The organism is Zobellia sp. 1_MG-2023 (assembly GCF_030549125.1).
GTDB lineage: Bacteria > Bacteroidota > Bacteroidia > Flavobacteriales > Flavobacteriaceae > Zobellia > Zobellia russellii.
The window spans coordinates 1-23,903 of record NZ_JAUOSY010000010.1 but is presented as its reverse complement, the minus strand read 5'-3'; the positions used below and the strand labels follow the sequence as shown (position 1 = coordinate 23,903).

The following is a 23,903-nucleotide window of genomic DNA, read 5'->3' as shown; positions in this document are numbered from 1 at the left end:
AATTGTAATGAAGAACATACTTAAAAATATAACCCTTTTCACGTTATTTTCATCCATAATGGCGTGTAGCTTGGTAGAACCCGTAGATGAAAATCTATTGGGGGAAGAACGTCTAAATTTTGATCCCGCTTTTGCCGAGGGCGTTTTGCTAAACGCATATGAGGGCTTGGTTAATCAACTCTATTTTAATGATGCAGCAACAGATGATGCCGTAAATAATTTCTTGAGCGGCTACCGTAGAATGGCCACCGGAGAATGGAATGCCCAAAACGCCTATACAAGTAAGTGGGGTATGTATGAGCAAGTACTATATGCCAATAAATTTATCACCTTAATAGAAGAGGTGCAGTGGAAGCGAGACGAGGAAACCAATGAATTGTTTAAAGAGCGTTTGTATGGTGAAGCCGTTGCACTTAGGGCACTTAGACATTTTTGGATTCTTCAGGAGCATGGGGGGCGTGGTGCTTCAGGGCAATTGTTGGGCATACCTTACATTAGCGAGTTCTATGAATTTGATGCCGATTTCAACACACCTAGGTTAGGTTTTGAAGAAACGGTTGCTAGAATTGTGGCAGATTTTGATGAGGCGTTGGAATACTTACCTATGGATTATGATGGTGATTTGGCCAAAAGACCTTCTAGGTATAATGATTCAGATGATGATAAATATCAATTTGTATTCGGCAAAGATCAGGACAACAGAATAAACGGAAGAATCGTAAAGGCGTATAAAGCTAAGTTGTACTTATTGGCGGCAAGTCCTGCTTTTATGAACGGGCAAGGAGGGTATTACCAAGAAGCGGCTAACCTTCTTGTAGAACTTCTAAATGATATTGGAGGTCTTGGTGGACTTGACCCTGAAGGATATTATAACTTTTATGAATTTCCCATAGGAACACGAAATTTTCCTGAAGTACTTTGGAGAAGTAACGCTTTTACCTCTATGACCTGGGTAGAAAGTCAGCATTTTCCTCCTTCCTTAAACGGGCAAGGTCAACTTAACCCGTCTCAAAACTTGGTGGAAGCCTTTCCTATGTTAGATGGTTTTCCATTCTCGGAATCCCACCCAGACTATAATCCAGCCAATCCTTTTGAAAATAGGGATATGAGATTACAGCGGTACATACTTTATAACGGTAATGATTTAAATGGGAGAGCGGTAAGTATTACTAACGATGGAGGTGTTGATGGTATTGACCAAATTTCGCAACGGTCGACACGATCGGGGTATTATCTAAAAAAATTATTAGATCAAAGAGTGATAATAAGTGCAGATGGTTCCATCTCTAGCTCGGAGAAGATAAATGTTTTTGTACGGTATACGGATCTGTTCCTTATGCTTGCCGAGGCAGCCAATGAATTGGGAGGGCCGGATCAAATGGTAGGTGGCATGTCCGCTAGAAATATCATCGGGGCCATAAGGCAGAGAGCTGGTATTGGACTTAATAATTCAGATGCGTACTTAGGTAGTATAAGTTCTCAAGAAGATATGAGAAACCTGATCCGTAACGAACGCCGTTTAGAACTTTGCTTTGAAGGCCATCGGTTGTACGATTTAAGAAGGTGGAACCTTTTTGACCAAACCCCGGATGCTAAAGGGTTACAGTTTGATGGGGGCGCCTACGAAAGTTTTACGGTAGAACCAAGGCTCTATAATGCTAATGCCAATTATGCGCCTATCCCGCAAAATGAAGTTGTACGATTCAATTTAATTGAACAAAACCAAGGATGGTAAGGCATTCAAAAAGGATATAAATTTAAGCTTCGGCCAAAATGTTAATTTAATTTTTTCATTTTATGAACACAAGATATTTCATTGGTATACTTTCAATCTTATTCTTGGGATCGTGTAGCAATACAGAACCTGAATTTGATGATTTTGATACGCAAACCGTCTATTTTCCATACCAAACACCGGCAAGAACCCTAATTCTGGGTAATTATGACCAAGGAATAAATGTGGAGGATAATGCCCATCGTTTTGAAATTACAGCTTTAATGACCGGGGTTTATTCTAACGATGAAGAAAGAAAAATTCACTTTGAGGTAGATAATAGTTTATTGGCCAATGTTGCAAATGTAAAACCACTTCCGGCAAGCTATTATACTTTTGAGAACATTAGTCCCGTAACCATATCCGCAGGAGATACTAAGGCGCGAATACAGGTACAATTGTACGATGATTTTTTTAACGACACCTTATCTTTTGGAGCAACCAATACTACCAATTACGTAATTCCCCTTAGGCTAACACAGGCCGAAAATATAGATAGTATTCATTCAGGTGTGAGCTTTGAAGGTATAACCGATTTAGATAGGGTGAATGCCAACCACTGGGACATTCTTCCTAAAGACTACACGCTTTTTGGTATCAAATACATGAATAGGTTTCATGGAAATTATCTCCGAAGAGGAACTGATATGATTACTACGGGAACACCCACTCTAGGTAGGGAATACAATGCAGAGTTTACTGTAGATGATGAAATAACCTTTGTGGCCACTAGCGGTTTTAACAAAGTGCACCTAGAAAATATTATTGGACGAGGAGAAAACTCAAGTCCCGGAAACGTAGCTATGGAACTAACTTTTTCAGAAAATAATTGCACCATTTCTAGCTATAAAGATGACCCTTATAATGTTAGTGGTACAGGAACATTTGTAGAAGGAGGAGATACATGGGGAGGAAAACCACGAGATGTTATTTATTTGGATTACACCTATACAGATGCGGATAATTCAGAAACTCATGCCGTTAAGGATACCTTGGTCATACGGGATAGGACCGCTGTTTTTGAAGAGTTTGAAATTGAATTAAAATAAGATCGGAACATGAAATATATTCTAAATTTTTCTCAGAACAGAATAGTATTGCTGTTAATGGCATTAATGGTTTTCATATTTTCTTCCTGTAATAGTGATGATGATGCTGAGGTGGCCGATGGGTCCACGGTACGTATGAAAACCTTGCCCAAAGTGGCATATGTACTTGGTGAGGCGTTGGACCTTTCCGGTATTGTTATTTCCATGGATAAAAACGGGAGTAATGTAGATGTTCCGTTTGCTTCTTTTGGTTCAGAAAATATTAGTACGGACCCCGCCAATGGCACGGTACTGGATTTTTCTCACCAACAAATAACTATTTCCGTTGGGGAATCTGGAACGGGGTTGATTCAGGCTATTAGTGTAACCAATAATGTGGTGGCTTTAGAAGTAAAGAACAAGGCTACCGAGAACTATGTGAATGGCCAAAAATTGGACTTGAGCGCCATGGTGGTTACACTAGTTAAGGAGGACGGCACCAAATCGGATGTCGCTTTTGCCGATTTTGATACGGAGATACTAGTAGCTCCAATGAATGGGGATGTCTTATCCGTAGACAATGCAGAAATTACCGTTACTTATGCTTCTACGAACGCTAAGGTTGCACAGGAAATTCAGGTACTGCCATTTGCTCCTTTAAGCGGTACGGTTACTACACCGCCTATTAAAAGTGAATATGAGATAGGGGAGCGGTTGAATCTAGAGGGCGCTGTTATAACTTATGAAATGACCGGTGGTCTAGAGGTAGTGGTTCCTTTTGAAGAGTTTGAAGCTTTTGAACTCATGGCAACTCCGGCAAACGAAACTAAATTGAAAGCTACGGATACCGAAGTTCAAATTGCACATTCTTCCGGAGTTTCCGTTGCCGTTCCTATTACGGTAAATATGCTGGATATTACAGGTATGGTTATGGAAACAAAACCGGAAAAAACACTTTATGCAGATGGGGAGACAATAGACCTTAAAGGATTGACTCTTAGATTATCCATTAATGGTAAGGAGGACCTTATTGTAGCAAGCGAAGATTTTGATATCTATGGCATTGTGTCCACTCCCGCACAAGGAGAAGTTTATACTGAAGGTACTAGTGAAATTGTAGTTTCCTATCCGGATTTACTGGATACCGTTTCTATATCCTTAGGTTCGGAGACCATTTATGAATCTGATTTTTCAGCAGGTGAAGATGGTTGGGCGGCCAATCAAAATGGGGGCGGTTCTGTAAACTTCTTTGCAGAAGATAATCTGCTTGTTGCAACTGATATTGTTGTAGGCGCTAACCCTTGGGATGTACAATTGTTCAAGCCTTCAATAATACTTGAGAACGGAGCTAAGTATAAGCTTACGGTTATTGTAAAAGCTTATCCAGGACAAGGAGATTTTTGGTTTTCACTTTCTGTTGGGGATGGCACCGGTAGAGATGGCTGGCAAGCGTATGATGGTGGAGGCGGCATTTGGTTGGCAGGAAATACGGAATACCAAACCTATGAGAAAGAATTTGTAATGGGACAAGAGACCACAAATGGAGGTCGTGTTTTATTGGACATTGGAAACCAGACCAATGGTGTTATGTTACAATATGTAAAATTAGAAAAGTTGTAGTTTATTAGTTTAGTAGTTAGTTAAGGTAATTTTTTGACAGAGTTGAGTTGTTTAGTTAGTCAATGATTACAGAGGTAGGGCCGGTTTTTTTCATAATCAACCGGCTTTGTCGTTTCGTTTCGTACCTTATTTAAGTCTTCTGTTTACAGAAGGGTAAACGCTTTTAGGTTTGTTAAAACCAAGTACAATTCACTTTAAAATTAAAATCAGATGAAAAATACAGTACTAGTATGCATAGTTCTCAGCATAATTTTGGGTAGTTTTTTTGGATGTGCCCAAAATAATAAGGATGAAAATGATAATGGCAAAGACGTGGATAATACGACCGATACTGTTGAAACGGAAATACCGGATGAGACAGAGGAGGATGGTGATATGCGGGAAATAACCGCGCAGGAATTTGTTACGGATATGGGTGCCGGGTGGAATCTTGGTAACGCTATGGATACCGAAAATGAGGATGAAACGGCTTGGGGAAATCCTATCACCACAAAGGCAATGATCGATGAGATTGCTAAAAAAGGCTTTAAAACCTTACGGTTGCCTGTCACGTGGAGGTTTCATATGGGGCCTGCTCCAGACTATACTATAGAAGCGGAATGGATGGATAAAGTGGAGAAAATTGCAAATTATGCATTGGATAATGACATGTACGTTATCTTAAATATTCATCATGATGAAGCATGGATTATACCCACTTATGAACAGGTACCAGCGGTTAAAGACCAGATCACTAAGGTATGGACCCAGATAGCCAATAGATTTAAGGGCTACGGAGATTATGTAATTTTTGAAACGTTGAATGAACCCCGTCTAGAGGAGAGCCCCGAGGAATGGAATGGAGGTACTACAGAGGGGCGTGATGCTGTAAACCAATATCACCAGGTAAGTGTAGATGCGATCCGGGCTACCGGAGGTAACAACGCTACTAGAAAAATCATGGTGTCTACCTATGCCGCCAGTACAACCCCTAATGCTCTTAGTGACTATAAAGTTCCCAATGAAGATGAAAATGTAATTGTTTCCGTTCATAGTTATTTTCCGTATTTGTTCTGTCTAGAGGGAACCGACCCTACATGGGGTACAGAGACTGATAAAAACGAGTTAACCCAGGAATTGAATACGGTTCAGGATACTTTTGGAAAGAAAGGTAGAGCCGTCGTAATGGGAGAGTGGGGTTCTACATTTAGTAATAATCCACAAGACCGTTTGGCCCACGCGGAGTTTTATGCGAAAGCATGCATTGAGCGAGGCATTTGTCCTGTTTGGTGGGATAACGGAAATCTTGACGAGTTTGCCATTTTCAATAGAAATACGTTGGAGTGGACCTACCCGGAAATTGCGGATGCGATTGTAAAGGCAGTTATTGATGGCAGTGCCAAGGCTAATGGAAAGAACTAAATACCCGCAATATAACTCTCCAAATTATCTGACCGTTCCAACCCCATCTTTTTACGGATTCTAGAACGTGAAACGTGAACGCTATGTGGTTCTATGTTCAGGATTCTGGCCATTTCTTTGGTGCTTAAATTTAGTTTGATCAGGGCACAGTGTTTCTGCTCGGTAGAACTTAATTTGGGATGTAACGTTTTAAGCTTGTCATAAAAGGCCGAGTTAACTTGGGTAAATTGCAGATTAAATTCGTTCCAAAGGTCTTTAGAGCCCTTTTTATATTTATTGAAAAGTGATTTGTATTTAGGTGAAGATTCCGTTTTTAGTAGCTCTAAAAGTTCGTCAATTGCACTATCCTTATCGATCAATTGCAGTGCATATGATGTTAACTCCCTACTTTTAAGTTCTATTTCGTTATGGCTTCTTTCCTTTATGAGTTTTGTTTGAAGTTCCGCCTCTTTTTTGTGTAAAAGGGTCTTTTTAAGTTTTAAGCGCATTTGAAATACAATAGCCAGAACAAGACCTAAAAGAACCAATAGAAAGAGTATAATTTTAAGCCGGAATTGAATGGTATTGTTTTCTTCAATAGTCCGTGTTTTTTGCTCTAACTGTTCGTTTTTTTCCGAAATGGATTTTAAATATGTGTCCTTTATTTGAAAAAGTTCACTGTTGGTTTGGTTCTTGGCCTGTAGTACCTGATCTGCTTTTTTTGTAGATTTCACAAGATAGTCGTAGGCAAGTTGCGTATCACCGTTTGTAGAATAAACTTCGGATAGCTTTCGTAACACTTCGGCTTCTAAATCATTTCTAAAACCTTGGTCTTGGCTTAAGGCCAGACTTTCATTGTAAAAGAAAAGGGCACTGTCTTTTTGGCCAAGGTCCTTTTTTAAATCGCCCAAATACATAGAGATATTGGGTCTATAATTTAGTTTTTTTCCAAGCGTATGGTTTCGGGAAATATGCAAAAATGTATTTGCTTTTTTAAACTGATGCAGTTCTTGCATAATCTTCCCCTTTTCAGCATCCCAAAAGGGCATTTCTATACTTTTTTCCAAGGTAATAGATGGAGTAACAAAACAAGAATCCAAGTACTGAAGCGCTTTTTGGTAGTTGCCCATCTTTCGTTGTCGTACGGCCAAATACATATAACTAGAAATAAGATCGTCTATTTTTGTGGAATCTTGAACATAAATTTTCTTAGCAATTGTTACAGCTTCCTTTAAATACAAAACGGATTGCTCGTCCATATTGAACTCATCGTACAATCTAGCTAAATTAACACGGGTTTGAACTTTCTGGGCTTTACTTGAGACTTGATCACTTAAATATTTAGCCTGCCACAAGTGGTCAAACGATGTACTGAATTTTCCTTTTTTCTTTTGAATGTCCGCCATGGCCAACAAACATTTTACCAAGTTGGAAGTATCCTTTTTTATTTCAAAATAGGCCTTGGAATTTGCTAGGACCTCATAGGATTCAGTAGGAAATAGATTAGAATTGGCCAACGCTTTCCCAAATCTATCTGTATAGTATAAAGCACTGTCTTGTATACTATTTTTTGGGCTTTCAGTTTGGCAATTTCCCGTTTCAATAACAAGAATTAGAAATAATAATATATGTAGTTGTTTGTAATACAGCGTGTTGTGATTTTTTTTGTTTAGTTAAATCAAGATATTAAATATTAGGGTGATAATGGCAATAATAGCATTTAAATCTAGTCTTGTATAATATTTGTAAAGTACATTTTTGGTCAATTATGCTTTTCTATGGTTAGTTTTGAGAGGTTTGATTATTCAATTCATTGGAATGTTACAGGAAATGAAATTTCACTTAAATATGATTACGCTACAGTTGTCTGGAAATATGTATAAGCACTTTCTTCTAATGTGCTTGTTAACGGTATGGGTCACTAACCTATTCGCACAAGAAAAGAAACCGCCCAATGTAATTTTAATAATGACAGATGACCAAGGAATTGGAGATTTAGGCTGTCATGGAAACCCTTGGATAAAGACGCCTAACATAGATATGTTTTATAAGCAGGCGGTGCGTATGACGGACTTTCATGTTAGCCCTATGTGCACGCCAACACGTGCAGCGTTAATGACAGGAAGATATCCGGTAAATAACGGTACCTGGGCAACTTATAAAGGAAGGGACGCTTTAGCCGAAAACGCGATTACCATGGCCGATGTATTTAAGAACAATGGGTATAGAACGGCCATGTTCGGTAAGTGGCATTTAGGAGATAATTATCCGTCAAGACCCACGGACAGCGGTTTTGATGTAGCCGTGCATCATAAAGCCGGTGGAGTGGGGGAACTATCCGATTATTGGGGCAATAGCTATAATGATGACGTGTATTACGTGAATAATGAGCCCAAGCAGTTTTCAGGGTATTGTACGGATGTATGGTTCCAAGAAGCTATGCGCTTTATGGATGAGAATAAAGATGCTCCATTTTTTCTGTATCTACCTACGAACGCTCCCCATAGTCCTTTTATAGTCGCGGAAAAGTATGCGGCTCCTTATCGGCATTTGGTGGGAGATAAAATTGTTGGGGCCGAATTTTATGGTATGATTACCAATATAGATGAAAATTTTGGGAAGCTAGAAGCTTATTTAAAGGAGAAAAAGTTGGCTGACAATACCATACTCATCTATATGACCGATAACGGTTCCGGAGGTGGATTAAGTAACGATGGAAAATTAGGTTTCAATAAGGGGTTTAGAGGAAAGAAGGGACATCGCACAGAAGGTGGTCATCGTGTTCCTTTCTTTATTAGATGGAAAGATGGTAAGGTTAAAGGAGGGAAGGACCTTAATGAATTAACAGCTCATGTAGATTTGATTCCAACTTTGGCCGGACTTTGTAATCTTCAAATTCCAGAGGATATGAAGTTAGACGGCATCGATTTTTCGCCCTTGCTCCTAAAAACCGGAAAACTAGATGGCAGTAGAACGGTCTTTGTTCATAATCGTCAAGATTGGCGCACTCCACATGACAAAGAAGAAACAGCAATTCTTAATGAAAAATGGCGATTGGTAAACGGAAAGGAACTCTACAATATTGAGGCGGATAAACATCAAGATAAGGATGTGGCATTAGAAAACAGAGAAGTAGTTGATGGTCTCCTGTCGCGTAACGAATCCTTTTTAGATAAAGCAAAAGCGGGGTATGAATATCAGGAATTTCCGGTGAGTATTGTTGGAAACGAAAGCCAAAAGGAGATAAAACTAACCATACAGCACGCCATAGGAGAGGACGGAGGTATTTGGAAACCGGAGCAGGTAGCATCGGGAATGAAAAATAGTAACAATACGCACCCCATAAAAGTAGAAAGAACAGGTAGATACAAAATATCATGTATGCGTTGGCCCAAAGAATGTCCGGGACCAATTTTAGGCATTCCAGAGGAAAATCCCAAGAACCAATATGCCTATAAAACTATGCATCCAGAGATGGTGCGCATCCAAATTGCCAATCAAATTAGAGAGCAAACTATTGAAGGTGACATGCAGAGTGCAGATTTTATATTAAACCTTCAGAAAGGGAAGACAATGTTGGTGAACGATTTTATTGAAAACGGAAAAACCTTTGGAGTATACTACACCTACATTGAATATTTGGGTGAATAATAAAAGATTTTTTAAACCTTAAAACAAACCGAACAATGAAAAACATAATCACAATCCTGGCGCTATTTTTAGTTTTGAGCGCATGTAAGGAACAGCCCCAAAAAGAGGTGGTGAAAGAAGCAAAAGAGCAAACGGAAGGTTTTCCGTTTAAGTTGCCAGAGGAGAAGCCCAATAGGCAAATGAGTGCTGCCATGGAACGTATTTACACGAATTATAAGTCTCCCGAACCACATAAGAATGAACTTTTTAGTCAATTTAAGTATACTGAACTTAAGGGGTTTGACTATAATGGGCACGACGGAACCATTACCCGAAGAGACCCCTCAAAAATACTCTTGCATGATGGTAAGTATTATGTTTGGTACACCTATAGAAACACTTCTACACCACCACGTGGAGCCGATATGAGCAATGATACCATTCCATCATCAGATTGGGATCTTGCGGAGATTTGGTACGCTACTTCTAAGGATGGCATTACTTGGGAGGAACAAGGAGTTGCTATTGAAAGACCGGAAAAACCTTTGGTAGGGTGGCGTTCCGTTACCACTACGGATATTTTGGAGTGGAAGGGAAAATACTACCTATACTATCAAGGATTTATGGAGGCTAGCGGTAAAAGGGGGGATGATTGCCCGGTGGCCGTTTCTTATGCAGATTCTCCCGATGGCCCTTGGACTGCGTACAACAAAATAGTTATTCCCAACGGAAAAAAAGGGGAGTGGGATCAATATTCAATTCATGATCCGTACCCTTTGGTACACGATGGCAAAATCTATATTTATTATAAATCGGATTTTGGTGATCCTGACAAAGTACGTATGCAAGGGTTGGCCATAGCCAATGATCCACTGGGTCCTTTTACAAAGCACCCTTTAAACCCGGTAATTACATCTGGACATGAAACATCATTGTTTCCATTTAGAAAAGGGGTTGCGGCCTTAGTGTATAAAGATGGGCCGGAGCATAACACCATTCAATATGCAGAGGATTGGGTAAATTTTGAAATAGCTTCCATTACAGAATTAATGCCTTATGCTGCAGCGCCTTATGTGCCCGATGCTTTCACGAATACAACGGACGGACGTGGAGTTACGTGGGGACTTGCCCATTTTATCAGTTTGGGTGGCAAGGACCAATTTCATTCCAAACTTGTCCGGTTTGACTGTGATTTGAGTTTGGATCTGGATGACCCCGGTATGAAAAACCATAGGGTAAACCATGAACCGGATGTATATTATCGTCAAGGATTAAGTAAAAAACAAATGGAGCGTATACAATCTGAGCGTTTGGATTAATTACAACGTTTTCCACAATATATTTTAAAGGGCATCTTAAAAAGTGCCCTTTTTTTATGCGAAAAAACCATTCGTCTATAGGTATTTAGGGATTAATGTGTAGATAAACGGAGTTGACCGAAAATGAGGGTTTTTAACAGCAGCGAAGACGTAATTTTGGAGTAAGCAAATTAAAAAATGCTTAATCACTATTGGTTTTTAGTTCTTTAAAATGCGGACGATATATGTCTGATATGAAGTTTGAGAAAGGTCAGTTTTATTGTTTATGATAGAATGATATTAAATGTTCCCCCTTTTTGAAAAAACAGCAATTGACCGAGTTGAAACTATCGTTCGCATTTTATATTTTCTTTTCCCATATCCAAATTGGGAATTTACTCCTTTAAAAAGTTAGAACATTGGCCCATTTTAAAACACAAAGTACAAGAAGGGTAACTCCTGTACTAGTGTAAATGGCACCTTGCCAAAAATAGAGCCTTGTTCCCCATTGTTTCCAAAGTCTTTCTCCATATTCTTTTTTGAAATGTGCGCTCAGAAGCTTCCAAAAAAGAAAAGTGGTCAGAAAAAGTACTGCTAATGCAAAAATCCAGTTCGTTGCCATTTTTTTATTGATTAATGACTGGTAGTCAGGTGTTTATTAACTTAAGATACAAAAAAATACTTAACTGTGGTAGTACAACTTTTTCTAATAGCAAGATTATTGGGTAACAGTTATTTTTAATCTGTCTTCAGTAGAGTTTAAAGCTTTATCGGTTGCCGTAAAAATCAGTTCAAATTCTCCGTCTAGGGTAGGGCGTCCGGATAATGTCATGGTTTCATTATCAAAATTTAGCCAATTCAATTTACTCTTCGTGGTGTTCAAAACCAGTTGCGTATCATCTATGTCTTTAAAATAATCCGGGGGAAGCTGTAGTTCAAAATTTTCTCCTTTTCGTATGGTAATGGCGTCAAGTGGATGGTAAACGAAAGGATGGAAGACCTTTGAAGTGTTTGACCAATAAATGTCAGATTCGGCTAAACCGTTTGAGGAAATTTGTAAACGCGTAAAGAATAGATACTTGTTATCTGCACTTACAAAAGGTCTCCGGTCCCAATCTTTGGAATTTATAGTGGGGTCAAGGATTTGTGGCGATGTCCAATTTCCATTGTGGTTACGGTAGCTAATATATAAATCTACAAAAGTTTCGCCATTAGTATATCTGCAAAAAATAAGGTACGTTTCATTAGGGGAGATAAATACACTTTCTTCATCATTGGCCGAATTTAGGTCGGCTATTTCACTTACGGATTGATACTTTTTGTCCAAGACTTTTGAAAAGAACAAATCTGCCGTAAAACAGTTTTCCTTTCCTTGGCAGTTTCTATTTGATGAGAAATAAAGGGTTCCATCCAAAGTCATACTAGCACAGGCTTCCCTACTTGTTGAGCTTATTGGGGTTTCTAGTTTTTCAGGGAGTCCCCAATGATTATCCACTTTTTTAACTCTCCCAATGTTCGTAATGTATAAGTTGTTGGTGTCAGGTATGCTTTGAGCGTAGAGCAACGCTTGTCCGTCTGGCGTAAAATAGGGTAGAAACACGCTCCTATTTTCTAGTGGCTTAAAAGTCTGCGGATCGGACCATGTGTTATTATCTTTTTTTGAATAATAGATTTCTCCCCTAACACCAGTTTTATCCAAAATCCCAAAAGCCAATTCATTGGTATTAGGCGTAAATGAAATGCCATGCTCAAATCTGTTTTTAACAGAAATAACGTCCGGAGCAAATATTTCAGGAATGGCTCCAGGGTATTTTTGTCCAAAATAACTAGTTAGTTCAGTAGAGGATTTACAGCTCATTAACGCAATAATGAAAAAAAATGGTAGTATGGTCTTAATCATTAGGTTTTATGTTGTTCAGGAATTGATGAAGTTATGAGCAAACGAATTCACTAAATATGAGCTGTCCTTTTTCTACAAACCTAAAATAAATTTAGAAGATAAAACGGTTCATCTACAGATATGTAAGATTGGAGTACGGATAAACGGCATTCGTCTAATTTGTAGGATAATAACTACATGTATATTGTAATTTTGAAGTAAGCAAATCAAAGAATTCACTAGTAGAATTAAGGTTTAAGTTCTTTAATATGCGGACGATACGTGATGGATCGGATGTTTAGGAAGGCCATTAGTACTGTTTATGATAGAACAGATGATGATGTTACCCCCGTTTGAAAAAACAGTGCTAAGGCCTATTTGAAGTTATCGTTCGCATTTTCTAATAATACTTCTGCATCAGCTACAACTGCTGGCCCTGTTACTTTCCTTCAAATTTTAATAGTTCAAGATAGGGGTTGCCTTTTAGGCCTAATAATTGAGCAAAAGCAGGCTCGGTCTTTAATCCTTTAGACTTTAATTCTATTATCTTTTGCCTAAAGTCTGCTCCCTTTTCAAGTAAAATCTTATTTTCTATAAGCATGTGCCGGTAAGCGTTCTGTTTTTCGGTAGCTTTATTCTGCCCAAAAATTTCGAATAGAAAATGCTCCGTTTTGAATTCTGCAATAGTGGATTCGGTACCGTTTTGAACCGTAGAATAGATCTTGAAACCCTTTTCTTGGGAAAATTGCTCCGTAATAAATGTTGTGAACTCGGCATGGTTTTTACACTCACAAATTATATCCAAATCACTTTCAGGTAAATCAATACCAATGGGAATGGTACCGGTTAAAATAGGATTGTATTTTTTCAGTTTCCCAAAGACCTTATATTTTATGATTTCGGCATGGGCAAGCTGTTGTCTTTCCGTACCGGATTTTAAATATTCAATATTCTTAAAATCAATATTCATTTTTGGATATCAATGTTTTTGGCGATTTGTAACCGAAAAGGAATATATATGAAAACAATTTTTTGGGTTTTTCGTACAACTATAGTGGACAAAGTTTACATACTAAAGTTTACCGCGGTAAAGGGGTTATACAAGTCTATGAGCATTTTTTCTTTGCCTATATTTCCTTTTGGTTCTGATTAGCCTATATCTTAAATCATCATAAAATAAGCTTGTAGCTAAAATTACAGCTCCTATGATTAACGTGTGCAATTTGAGGTCTAATCGGGAATAGAAGAATCCTCCGGAGATTCCACCAATAAAAAAGAAACAAATGATATAACTCCGCAGTTTTATAGTTGATTTAATTTTTTCTCTATTTGGATGTGATTTGGGAAAAAACAGTTGTGATAACTCAATTCCTAAATCTGTGAATAATCCTGTAAGGTGAGTTGTTCTTACCACGGCATTTGAAATTTTGGTTACAAAAGAATTCTGGAGTCCCATTGCAAAAAGTAAGGAGCAAACAATAAAATTAGGATATTCTAGGGCCGTTACAGTACTCAAAAAAGAAATGAAGGTAAGAATTAGACACTCTATAGCGGTGGGTAATACAAAGACATTTAGTTTTTTATTACCATTAAACTTTTCAATTAGAAAACTAGATAAAAAAGAGCCTAGAAGAAAGGAGAAAATATATAAGAAATAAACTGTTCCCTTCCAAAACTCAAAGTTGGCTACATCGCTTATAAAGAGGGCAAAATGACCGGTTACATTTGTAGTTAATTGATGAAAAGCTAAAAAACCGGTAACATTTACAATGCCTGCAACGAATGACAAAATGGTGGCAATACGCAGATTGTGATTTAAAGTCCTGCTTTTACCTTGATGTCTAAACATTCTATATTTCTTTGGTTAAACCCGAAAATTACCATAAAGGTATTACATAGGAATTGCCTAAAAGCATATACGCATTGATTTATGTTTTGGCTATTTGCAGAGCTTTTAAATTTTCTGTGGAAGGCTTTCTGAATATAAAGTCTAAGTAAGACTTTGCTACAATTTAGAGCTCATCAAATGTTTATTTTTTAGAGTTATATGGTATAAAAAATCCATACTTTAAAGCATTTTTCCTAATAGTTCTTTCATCATTTTGGCAGCTAGAAAAGCAGTCATATTTTGAAAATCCCTATTTGGGTTGTATTCAACAATATCGGCTCCAATAATTTCGGTGTTTATATTTTGAATTATATGGATTACTTCTCTGGAGGTTAATCCTCCGGGTTCATGATGCGAGACTCCTGGAGCAAAGGCCGGATCAAATCCGTCCATATCCAAAGAAATATACAAGGGGTTCTCAAATTTTGGAATTCGGTTTAAATCCAAATCCTTCATTTGATGAATTTCAACATTAAATTTATCTGCTTGTTCCGCTTGGTGTGTGTTCAATGTTCTAATTCCAACTTGAACTAATTTTATGGCAAAGCCATTTTCCATAATCCTCGCAAAAGGGCATGCGTGGGAATATTTATCGCCTTCGTAATTATCGTATAAATCTGAATGTGCATCTATGTGAAGGATGTCTAGTTTGGGATATTTTTTGCTGTGGGCTTTAATTATGGGGAAGGTTATGGAGTGATCGCCCCCTAAAGTAAGGATTTTGGCACCGGAGTCTATGTGCTTTTCAGTTACTCGCTCAATATCAAAATATTCGGTTATTTCAAAATCACCTTTATCTTCAATTCTTGAATTTTCGATAGAAATCAAGTTTTCGGCATACATATTGGCAGAGCCACAGTTTAAAGCTTCCCTTATCAAAGGAGGAGCTAATTTAGGGCCTTTCTGATATGAAGATTTTTCATCGAATTGTATTCCTTGTACAATTATTTTGCTCATTTTATGCTATTAAATACAACAGTTAAACTTGATTAGGCCATTTGTAGCAGGGACTTTAAGGTTTTTCTGTTTAAAATTAGTTCAGTTATTACTTTTAATTACCTGTATAAACCTTTTGCCCGCCAACGTATGTTTCTAAAACTCTAACATCCTTTATTTTTTCTGGATCTATCTTGGTTAAATCATCACTTAAAATAACAAAATCAGCAAGTTTTCCTTTTTCCAAGGTTCCTTTTAAGCGTTCCTCAAATGAACTATAAGCCGCATCTCTGGTATACGCTGTTAGGGCTTGTTGTACATTTATTTTTTGTTCTGGAACCCAGCCATTTGGGTTTTTATGATCTAAAGTTTTACGCGTTACGGCCGCATAGATACCTAATAGGGGAGAAGCGGGAACAACGGGCCAATCACTACCAAAAACCAATGTTGTATTGGCATCTAACAAAGATTTAAAGGCATAAGTTGTTTTTATTCGTTCCGGACCAATCAAATCTTCTGCCCACCTACCATCATCAATGGCATGGTAGGGTTGCATACTTGCAATTACATTTAATTCTGAAAAACGGTCTATATCTTTACGGTCTAAATGTTGTGCATGTTCAATTCTAAACCTACGGTCTTTTTTTCCGTTGGATTGTATTACCGTTTCATAAGTATTCAGAAGGGTATTGTTGGCTTTATCTCCTATGGCATGTACCGTAATTTGTAAATTATTATTGTCCGCCTCTGTAATCCATGTTTTAAGGCTATCTAAATTAGCGGTTAAAATTCCCTTATCCGTTGGCTGGTCCGAATAGGGTTCTTTAAATGCCGCCGAATGTGACCCCAGGGAACCGTCTACAAATCCTTTGAGCATTCTGTTTTTGAGCCATTTGTTATCTATTTTTTCCTTGTTGGAAAGTAGTTTCCAATTGCGTAGAGGATCAGCAGAATAAACACGGACCTTAAGCTCATTGTTGGAGTGAATTTTTTTCAAAATGTCAAAACCTCCTAAGCTATCAACATCATGAATGCTGGTAATACCTAGGGCATTTAAATAATCCTGTGCCGCCTTAATGGCTTTTTCTTTTTGAGAATCGGATAAAGCGGGAATTTTGTTCAGAACCAAATACATAGCCTCACTTTTTAAAATTCCGGTGGGTTCACCATTTGAGTTTTTAACTATTTCCCCATTTTCTACGTCTGGCGTGTTTTTATCTATACCCGCAATTTTTAGAGCTGCTGAATTCGCTAAAATCATATGGCCGTCCATTCGGTAAAGGGCAACAGGATTATCTTGCGTAAATTCATCTATCCACTCTTTCGTAGGAAGTTCACCGCCCCAAAGGGTATGGTCCCAATTGCCTTCTACGATCCATTGTTTAGGTTTTAGGTTTTTTGAAAATGATGCTATTCTTTTGATGAATTCTTCCTTTGTGGCAGCATCTCTTAGTTGAACACTCAAAAGGCTGTTTCCGCCCATTAATAAATGTACGTGGGAGTCAATAAAACCTGGGGTGATAAATTTTCCTTGAGCATCAACAATTTTGGTAGCATCACCTACACTTTTTTCTATATCCTCAAAAGAACCAATCGCCAAAATAGAATCCCCCTTAATAGCTATGGCTTGGGCATTTGGCTGGTTTACATTTCCGGTCCAGATGTTAGCATTTTTAATGATGAAATCGGCCTTTGTAATTTCTTTTTGACAAGAAACAAAGAGAAAAGAAATAATTAAAAGAGTTAATTGAAAGTGTATTTTCATTTTTTGCGATATGTGTTAGGAGAGATGGTTTATCTGTAGAATTATAGAAATAAATTACTTTTTATTGAGACTAAAGAACTAGAAATCAACGTTATGCTCATTAATAAACCTTTGGATTCTTTTAGCCGTTTCATGTTCAAAACAAGATAATTCAGGATGTGAATGAAGCTCTTTTCTTAATTCTATTATTTCCGGATGAATCAATTTTGTTTTTCTTTTTAGATTAATACTCTAGATAGTCAATCCAAAGCTAAAATAAATGGGGCTAATGGATAATTTAATTTATTTGAGTATAGTAAAAATACGGAAATAGTGTGATTACACACTCAAAGCAGTATCGCTTTTAGAAGTCTAAATCAATAAAAAGAAAGTCATAAAACCGTAAGTTAAAGAGAAATATTTGGTTATAGGGTTTTGTGAAAATTACTGAAAGAGTTTATTGGAAAACCTGGGGGTAAGGATGATTGGTACAGCACTTTTTACTGTTATATTTAATAGATAAGCCAAAGTTTTTAGATATGAGGACCTATTATTCTAGTGTAATCGTCTTAATACTAGCGATTGTTTTCATTTTCTATATCCACCAACTTCAGTTTTTTATGGTAAGCTTCAATTCTTGAGTAAGCCGTTCCGTCAACCAATAAGATAACCGTCAACATTGCAATTGTTGTAATACTAATGGCTCTCCACGTTGGGGTAGGAAAAAAGAGAATAAGTAGTGCCGCTATGATAATGAGAATAGGTATGACCTTGAATACAACGGTGTATTCCTTTAGGGTGCTTTCTGTACGTTTAATTTCAGAACTATAAAAGGCAGGGACATCTGCGTTAAAAGCTTTTTCAAATTGGGTAATTCTAGAAGTATTTGTAAAAAATAAACCGAGACCTATAGTCATGAGTAATAGCCCCGCTACCAAGGTTGGAATTATGTAAGCCTTTGCTAAGTCGGTTTTTCCCAATTGCCAAAAACCAACACTTGCTATTAAAAATAAAATGGCAAATAAGATGAAGAAACGGGTTGAAAAAACCTCGGCCTTTGCCCATTCTGTGGCTAATTTTAATAGTTCCATATCTTAATTAAGTTTATATTTTTCTCTGTACTCAGTAGGACTTATACCTTGTTTCTTTTTAAATAATCTAGAAAAGTAAGGCGGATATTCAAACCCTAGTTCATACGCTACCTCTGCAATACTTTTGTTGGGTTGTAACAGAATATTTTTTGCTTCATCTATTAAATGCAAGTGCAAATGTTCAGTAGTAGTCTTACCGGTTTCTTTTTTAAGCGTATCACTTAAATAACGCTGTGACACCAACATTTTATCCGCTATTTGTTCAATGCTCGGTATGCCCTTTTCCTGTAATTGTCCAGATTCTAAATAGGCAGCTATTTGCGCATTGAATTTTTCTAACAAATTATTGGACAATTCTTTTCTATTTAAAAATTGCCGCTCATAAAATCTATTGGCATACTTTAAAAGGGTACTCAATTGCGAAACAATAATTTCTTTGCTAAAAGCATCTTGGTTGTTCTGGTATTCCATTTCAATATTTTCAACCAGCAGTTCTATTTGCATTTCTTCTTTAGGCGAAAGGTGCAAAGCTTCATTCACGGAATACGAAAAGAAACCGTAATTTTTTATTTGTTGCGCCAATTCCGTACCTTTTATAAAATCTTCATGAAAGTTTATAGAAAAACCTTTTTGCTCAAAGACCACGCTGCTATCCCATTGTAACACTTGTCTTGGAGCAATACATATTAACGCACCATTTGTAAAATCATATTTGGTACGTCCGTAGTTTAATTCGCCTTTTACAAACTTTTTAAAACTGATAGAATAACAATCATTTGTAATTGCAGGCGAACTTTCCCTGGGGCAGGGTAAAAAGCCATCACCTTTGGAGTTAAAGACACTTAACATAGGATGCTCGGGTCTGGGCAATCCCAAATAATCTAAATACGATGCTAATGTTTTAAAGTGTTGCATGGTTTTAATCAGTTCAATAGTACTTCATTAATAGCTCTTCCACTCAAGATTTTTAAATTTTGAGGTCTTTCTACTAAAGCAATCATAGCTTTACCTATGGTTATAGTAGTAGTAACAGATTTCATTCTTTGCATTATAGGAAAAAATGGTCGTGTAAATATGTAAAAAATATTGTACAGTCTAGTTTTAGATTTAATTCCTCTTTTTGGCAAAATAACTCCCGGTCTAAAGGCATAGACATCTTTAAAGCCTTTGTTAAAAATATAATTCTCTGTTTTACCTGTTACTCTTGCCCACATGGTTTTACCTTTTTCAGTGCTGTCCGTGCCTTCCCCTGAAACATAAACGAAAGTTAAGTTTGGGTTGGCTGCATAGGTAGCATTGACCAAAGCCTTTGTAACGGTATAGGTGAATTTATAGTATTGTTCTTCTGTCATTCCAGCAGAAGAAACTCCCATACAATAAAAACAGGCATTATACGGTTCAAAAGTATGTTGAATGGCACTAAAATCAGTGAAATTTGGATAGATGATTTCTTCTATTTTAGGATTTTCAAGGCCTATAGAAGATCTATTTATTAAGAGGATTTTTTTAATTCTCTTATCATCTAAACATTCTAACAAAACACCTTTGCCTACCATTCCTGTAGCGTCCGTAATTATTACGTTCATTTGTTTTGCTTTAAATATTCCATTTTACACCGGTCTCTTTTTCTGAAAGTTCCCACAGTCTATAAGCCACAGCTTTATCTTTGGCATGCGGCTCCAATTTATGCGCCCCAACCGGACCGGTCCAGAAGTTTCTTCCCGTTGGCCCGTAAAAACCACTTTGGTCCAGATTTGGTTCCGTGGCACACATGAGTTGTGGGTAGGCCCCTTTTTCTGCCGATTGTGTCAAAGGAGATAATTTCATTAAGTTAAAGATAAATTTCATCATGAAGCTACCACTTGTATTAATTAGATTGGTTCTTGATGAACCCGGGTGACAAGCATATGCTTTTACCTCTGTTTTACCTGCTGCTGCCAATCTATCCTATAGTTCATAGATAGTCATGATCTGTGCCAGTTTACTTTGGCTATAGGCATTATTAGGGGTATACTCTTTATTCCAATTTAAATCATCAAATTTTATGGTTTTAATTCCCATATTATAGCCCATACTTCCTACCGTTACAATACGACCCTTGGATTTTTCAATGAGGGGAAACAATAATGCCTGAAGCGTGAAGTTACCAAAGTAATTTGTACCCATTTGAATTTCCCAACCGTCTACGGTTAGTGTTTGTTTTGGCACCTGAGCTATTGCGGCATTGCAGATAAGCGCATCTATTTGAGAAACTGTTTTTAGAACTTCTTGCGCTGCTTTTTTTACCGAAGCTTGTTCTGATAAATCCATTTTTATGGCCATAACCTCTATAGCGTTACCAAGCTCTTGTTTTAAAGTAGCAATAGTATCCGCTGATTTTTGTGGGTTTCTATTGAGCATTACCAGTTTTGCACCTTTAGACAATAGTATTTTAGCAGCTTCAAATCCAGTTCCGCTAGTGGTGCCCGTTATCACAAAGGTTTTACCGTCTAAATTTTCAATTCTATCCGGAGTCCAACCATTTTTACCAAACTGATTTGTTGTCATTATTGCCTATTTTTTGATGATTAGAATAATAGGGCAAAGGTCGGACAGACTTAAGCTTAAGTACGTATACGGATTTTCATATGTTGTATACTTTTTGGTAATTCCCAATCGTTCTGGAAACCCATACTGGAATGCGTAGGTACTAAATTTCGTGATGTCCTTGAAAAGATAGGGTTACTCTAAAATTTACTTTCAACGTCAGGTTGAACATGAAAAAGACTTCTTAAAGAGGCCTATATGAATCTATTGTTGATATCGAGATGATCTAAGTACCTAATAAACATTGAATGTTTTCCTCTGATTTATTACCGGAAATAAAAGAAGAGTACGCCATTAATAAATTATTGGGAAACGAAAAACAGTAGGTGATTTCATCATCATTGTTCTAAATGTAGAAGGACCGGAAAATACCACTTTTGATAAAGCTTAGTGAATTAGAAACCTCATTTTGATCCATATAAGTAACACCCTTTTTTACATGTTTTGTTTCTGTCAATTTTAGAAAATCGTCTATTTCGTAGTCAGTAAATAGGTTAAAGGATTTTAGATAGTCAATCATTAGTACATGTAGTTTTTATTCGTTTAAAACAGCATATAAAACATGGTCTTGGTATACTCCAGCTTTATAGGTGTGGCACTTTAATATCCCCTCTTTTTTCATTCCTGCTTTTTCCATAACCCTTCCAGATGATAGGTTTGAGGTAAAGTGAGTTGCAAAAATTCTTTTCAACTTTAGTTCTTCAAAACCAAATTGAATTATTGATTTTACGGCCTCGGTCGTAAACCCATTATTCCAATATTTTTGGTCTAGCCAATATCCCAATTCGGCTTTATTAAACGGTTTGTCAATTCCCAAGTCAACTCCTCCAATTAATTCATTGCTTTCTTTTAAGCGAATGGCGAAGATATACTGATCTTGATTTTTTAGTCCGTCATCAGCTAATTTCACCCAAAATTTTGCGTTGTCTAGGGTGTAAGGGAAAGGAATGTTAATTGTATTTTTTGAGTACAGTTCACTAGCATTCAGTATGGAACTTATTTTTCCCAAATCGTTTAAGCTAGGTTGATTTAGAATTAGCCTTTTGGTTATAATCTGGGACAATTGTATTCTAGACACGATTTTTTTTAATTATTGGCAACGTCATTAGTATTCTCTATTCCGCTATATACTTTCGGGTTATGTTTCTCCATATAAAATTCAGGATTAGGTATTTCCGTGAACCCAAATTTTTTATAAAGCCATTCAGCTGTATTAGTCAATAAAATCCAGCGTCTTAGGCCCTGAAGATTTGGATGTACCATTATTTCATTAATTAGCCATTTACTTAATCCCTTTCCTCTGTATTCTTTTAGGACATACACATCTCCTAAATATGCAATAGTGGAATAGTCCGAAATTATTCTAGCAAAACCAATTTGTTTGTTTTTGTGATAAAGCCCAAAATTTAAAGAGTTTTCAATTGATGTTTTTAAAGTATTGATTGGAATTCCGTTGGCCCAATCGGTTTCGTTTGCAAGGAATTTGTGAATACTCAAAATATCTAATTTATCCTTGTCAGTTGAAATGGTATATTCGTTTCTATGAACTTCTCTAATTTCCATTTTAATTTTCTTAGTTATAGCTAACGTACAAATTTGTTTATTAGTAAATCTATCTCTCTTTAGATGGTAATTTAGTGAGTTCTTATATATCACCACTACTTGCAGGAAAATAAAAGATGCTAGAAATATAAAATGTTTTTATAATCGTCAAACCGGTTGAATAAAAACCCAAACAAAAACGGTCAAAAATTGGGTCAGGGTTACTTGCTTTTACCTTATATATAAAAAGTCTAAGGTTAGAGTTCCGTTTTTGATCGGACATAAAATAAGCCCCTTAAAAGAGGCTTATTTGAATCCGTTTTTTGCATGTAAATAGCTTATGTAACGGTTACTATTGTTGTAAGCAGTAGTTATACGTTCGTGTAAGCACATTATTCTTTTTTATACCCTAGTAAAGTCCATCTGACTTTAACTAACTTTCTTGTATTCGTAATCAAGTAAATTCTAATTAGTTAAAAAATACTGAACGTTTACAAGTTCTATATCATTGATCATACCTAAATCTAGGGAACTTTCTTGGTCATATAATAACGTACAACTGGATTTAGCTCCAAGTTGGAAGCAAGGTAAGGTTGTTTTATCTGAATAACTTTGACTGGACGTTAGCTCTCCTATCTTTACGGTTAATATAGGCAACCCTGTAACATCGTAAACATTTGGGTTATTTAATTGAATTTCAAATCGCCAACGCGAAGTATTATTTCCAGTATCAGGTGTAAACTCATAAAATAAGACATCGTAAGTAAAGCCATCTAACTCCGGTGGGTCAATTTGATTTAATGGTTCTGGATCAGGAAAACTACAGGGTAGTTCAATAGTTTTATCAATGAAGTATTGTTGATTATTTAAGAAGTAAGTATCGCTAACAACAGCAGTTTTTGTGCAATCTTCATCTTTAGAATCACAGCTACTGATAAGAATAACGCCGTAAAAGGAGAAAAAAAGTAATAGTGTAGAAACTGTGCGTGGTGAACGCTTTATGCTATTTTTCATTAATGAATATATTATAATTTAAGATTCTTGTTTTTGATTTTCGAAAGGTCAAACCTCACTCAGGGCGAGAATTCGAATATCATTTAAGGAAGAAAAATCTTAATCACATATATTTTGTTTTAGTGATGTCAAATGTATACAAAATAATAAAATGGAAACTTTTTTATACCTGTAATTAAAGGCTATTTTTTTATTGAGCTATTGATTGTAACGGCTTAACCAAGCGTAGTTCGGTAATAAGAAAACTTTTCGTTTCCGTCTGCACACGAAGCTAGAGCTTTTGGTTTTGTTTTTTATTTTTCTTGTTCAAAGCTAAATTTGAACATTTCGCTCAAGCGTAATTTTCAATTTAGCGGCATTCTAAACATACACAAACCTTTAGATTTAGCCCTAAAGTCCGCATTACGTTTAGGATGTGTGCCTGTTGCACAAGTTAACGAAAAAACCACATAGGGAGAACATGATCTTAACGTTGTGCGGTTAACTTTAGGTA

General features: G+C 36.8%; 21 protein-coding genes. 6 read left to right on the top strand and 15 right to left on the bottom strand.

Annotation, left to right across the window (positions count from 1 at the left end; genetic code table 11):
• The first annotated feature begins 7 nt into the window (after positions 1 to 7).
• The 4 genes from Q4597_RS16985 (at position 8) to Q4597_RS16970 (ending at position 5,823) form a co-directional block, all read left to right on the top strand.
• A complete protein-coding gene (locus tag Q4597_RS16985; RefSeq protein WP_303407323.1) occupies positions 8 to 1,735 on the top strand; it encodes a RagB/SusD family nutrient uptake outer membrane protein in 1,728 nt (575 codons plus the stop codon).
• A gap of 62 nt (positions 1,736 to 1,797) precedes the next feature.
• Positions 1,798 to 2,823, top strand: a complete 1,026-nt coding sequence (locus tag Q4597_RS16980; protein ID WP_215438804.1) for a DUF5627 domain-containing protein — start codon at positions 1,798 to 1,800, stop codon at positions 2,821 to 2,823.
• Between the two features lie 9 nt (positions 2,824 to 2,832).
• A complete protein-coding gene (locus Q4597_RS16975) occupies positions 2,833 to 4,422 on the top strand; it encodes a carbohydrate binding domain-containing protein (protein ID WP_303407322.1) in 1,590 nt (529 codons plus the stop codon).
• 210 nt (positions 4,423 to 4,632) lie between these two features.
• Positions 4,633 to 5,823, top strand: a complete 1,191-nt coding sequence (locus tag Q4597_RS16970; protein WP_303407321.1) for a glycoside hydrolase family 5 protein — start codon at positions 4,633 to 4,635, stop codon at positions 5,821 to 5,823.
• Here Q4597_RS16970 and Q4597_RS16965 read toward each other — a convergent pair.
• Positions 5,820 to 7,319: a hypothetical protein gene (locus Q4597_RS16965; RefSeq protein WP_303407320.1), complete on the bottom strand. Its 1,500-nt coding sequence runs from the start codon at positions 7,317 to 7,319 to the stop codon at positions 5,820 to 5,822. The genes Q4597_RS16970 and Q4597_RS16965 overlap by 4 nt on opposite strands.
• Positions 7,320 to 7,632: 313 nt before the next feature.
• Here Q4597_RS16965 and Q4597_RS16960 point away from each other — a divergent pair, with 313 nt between their 5' ends.
• Both Q4597_RS16960 and Q4597_RS16955 read left to right on the top strand, forming a co-directional pair.
• Positions 7,633 to 9,453: an arylsulfatase gene (locus tag Q4597_RS16960; RefSeq protein ID WP_303407319.1), complete on the top strand. Its 1,821-nt coding sequence runs from the start codon at positions 7,633 to 7,635 to the stop codon at positions 9,451 to 9,453.
• Between the two features lie 35 nt (positions 9,454 to 9,488).
• Entirely contained in the window at positions 9,489 to 10,751 is a 1,263-nt protein-coding gene (locus Q4597_RS16955; RefSeq protein WP_303407318.1) for a family 43 glycosylhydrolase, read from the top strand.
• Between the two features lie 382 nt (positions 10,752 to 11,133).
• On the opposite strand, the gene Q4597_RS16950 is transcribed toward Q4597_RS16955, so the two are convergent.
• From Q4597_RS16950 to Q4597_RS16885, 14 genes are all read right to left on the bottom strand, one after another.
• A complete protein-coding gene (locus tag Q4597_RS16950; RefSeq protein ID WP_303407317.1) occupies positions 11,134 to 11,352 on the bottom strand; it encodes a hypothetical protein in 219 nt (72 codons plus the stop codon).
• A 96-nt stretch (positions 11,353 to 11,448) separates the two neighbouring features.
• Positions 11,449 to 12,630, bottom strand: coding sequence for a putative Ig domain-containing protein (locus Q4597_RS16945; protein WP_303407316.1), 1,182 nt, complete (start codon positions 12,628 to 12,630; stop codon positions 11,449 to 11,451).
• A gap of 418 nt (positions 12,631 to 13,048) precedes the next feature.
• A complete protein-coding gene (locus Q4597_RS16940; RefSeq protein ID WP_303407315.1) occupies positions 13,049 to 13,579 on the bottom strand; it encodes a DUF4269 domain-containing protein in 531 nt (176 codons plus the stop codon).
• A 126-nt stretch (positions 13,580 to 13,705) separates the two neighbouring features.
• A complete protein-coding gene (locus tag Q4597_RS16935) occupies positions 13,706 to 14,458 on the bottom strand; it encodes a YoaK family protein (protein ID WP_215438815.1) in 753 nt (250 codons plus the stop codon).
• Positions 14,459 to 14,677: 219 nt separating this feature from the next.
• Positions 14,678 to 15,454: an agmatinase gene (gene speB / locus Q4597_RS16930; protein WP_303407314.1), complete on the bottom strand. Its 777-nt coding sequence runs from the start codon at positions 15,452 to 15,454 to the stop codon at positions 14,678 to 14,680.
• 94 nt (positions 15,455 to 15,548) lie between these two features.
• Positions 15,549 to 17,198 carry an amidohydrolase gene (locus Q4597_RS16925; protein WP_303407313.1) on the bottom strand — a complete coding sequence of 550 codons (1,650 nt, stop codon included), beginning with the start codon at positions 17,196 to 17,198 and terminating at the stop codon, positions 15,549 to 15,551.
• 554 nt (positions 17,199 to 17,752) lie between these two features.
• Positions 17,753 to 18,268 (bottom strand): hypothetical protein, encoded by a 516-nt coding sequence (locus tag Q4597_RS16920; protein WP_303407312.1) that lies wholly within the window; start codon positions 18,266 to 18,268, stop codon positions 17,753 to 17,755.
• A 3-nt stretch (positions 18,269 to 18,271) separates the two neighbouring features.
• Positions 18,272 to 19,183, bottom strand: a complete 912-nt coding sequence (locus tag Q4597_RS16915) for an AraC family transcriptional regulator (protein WP_303407311.1) — start codon at positions 19,181 to 19,183, stop codon at positions 18,272 to 18,274.
• An 8-nt stretch (positions 19,184 to 19,191) separates the two neighbouring features.
• Positions 19,192 to 19,854: an epimerase gene (locus Q4597_RS16910; RefSeq protein WP_303407310.1), complete on the bottom strand. Its 663-nt coding sequence runs from the start codon at positions 19,852 to 19,854 to the stop codon at positions 19,192 to 19,194.
• 10 nt (positions 19,855 to 19,864) lie between these two features.
• Complete coding sequence (locus tag Q4597_RS16905; RefSeq protein WP_303407309.1) at positions 19,865 to 20,119, bottom strand: hypothetical protein; 255 nt, start codon at positions 20,117 to 20,119, stop codon at positions 19,865 to 19,867.
• 96 nt (positions 20,120 to 20,215) lie between these two features.
• Positions 20,216 to 20,815, bottom strand: coding sequence for an SDR family NAD(P)-dependent oxidoreductase (locus Q4597_RS16900; RefSeq protein ID WP_303407308.1), 600 nt, complete (start codon positions 20,813 to 20,815; stop codon positions 20,216 to 20,218).
• 574 nt (positions 20,816 to 21,389) lie between these two features.
• Complete coding sequence (locus Q4597_RS16895; protein ID WP_303407307.1) at positions 21,390 to 21,932, bottom strand: GNAT family N-acetyltransferase; 543 nt, start codon at positions 21,930 to 21,932, stop codon at positions 21,390 to 21,392.
• 8 nt (positions 21,933 to 21,940) lie between these two features.
• A complete protein-coding gene (locus Q4597_RS16890) occupies positions 21,941 to 22,417 on the bottom strand; it encodes a GNAT family N-acetyltransferase (protein WP_303407306.1) in 477 nt (158 codons plus the stop codon).
• 444 nt (positions 22,418 to 22,861) lie between these two features.
• Positions 22,862 to 23,410, bottom strand: coding sequence for a hypothetical protein (locus Q4597_RS16885; protein WP_303407305.1), 549 nt, complete (start codon positions 23,408 to 23,410; stop codon positions 22,862 to 22,864).
• Positions 23,411 to 23,903: the final 493 nt, after the last annotated feature.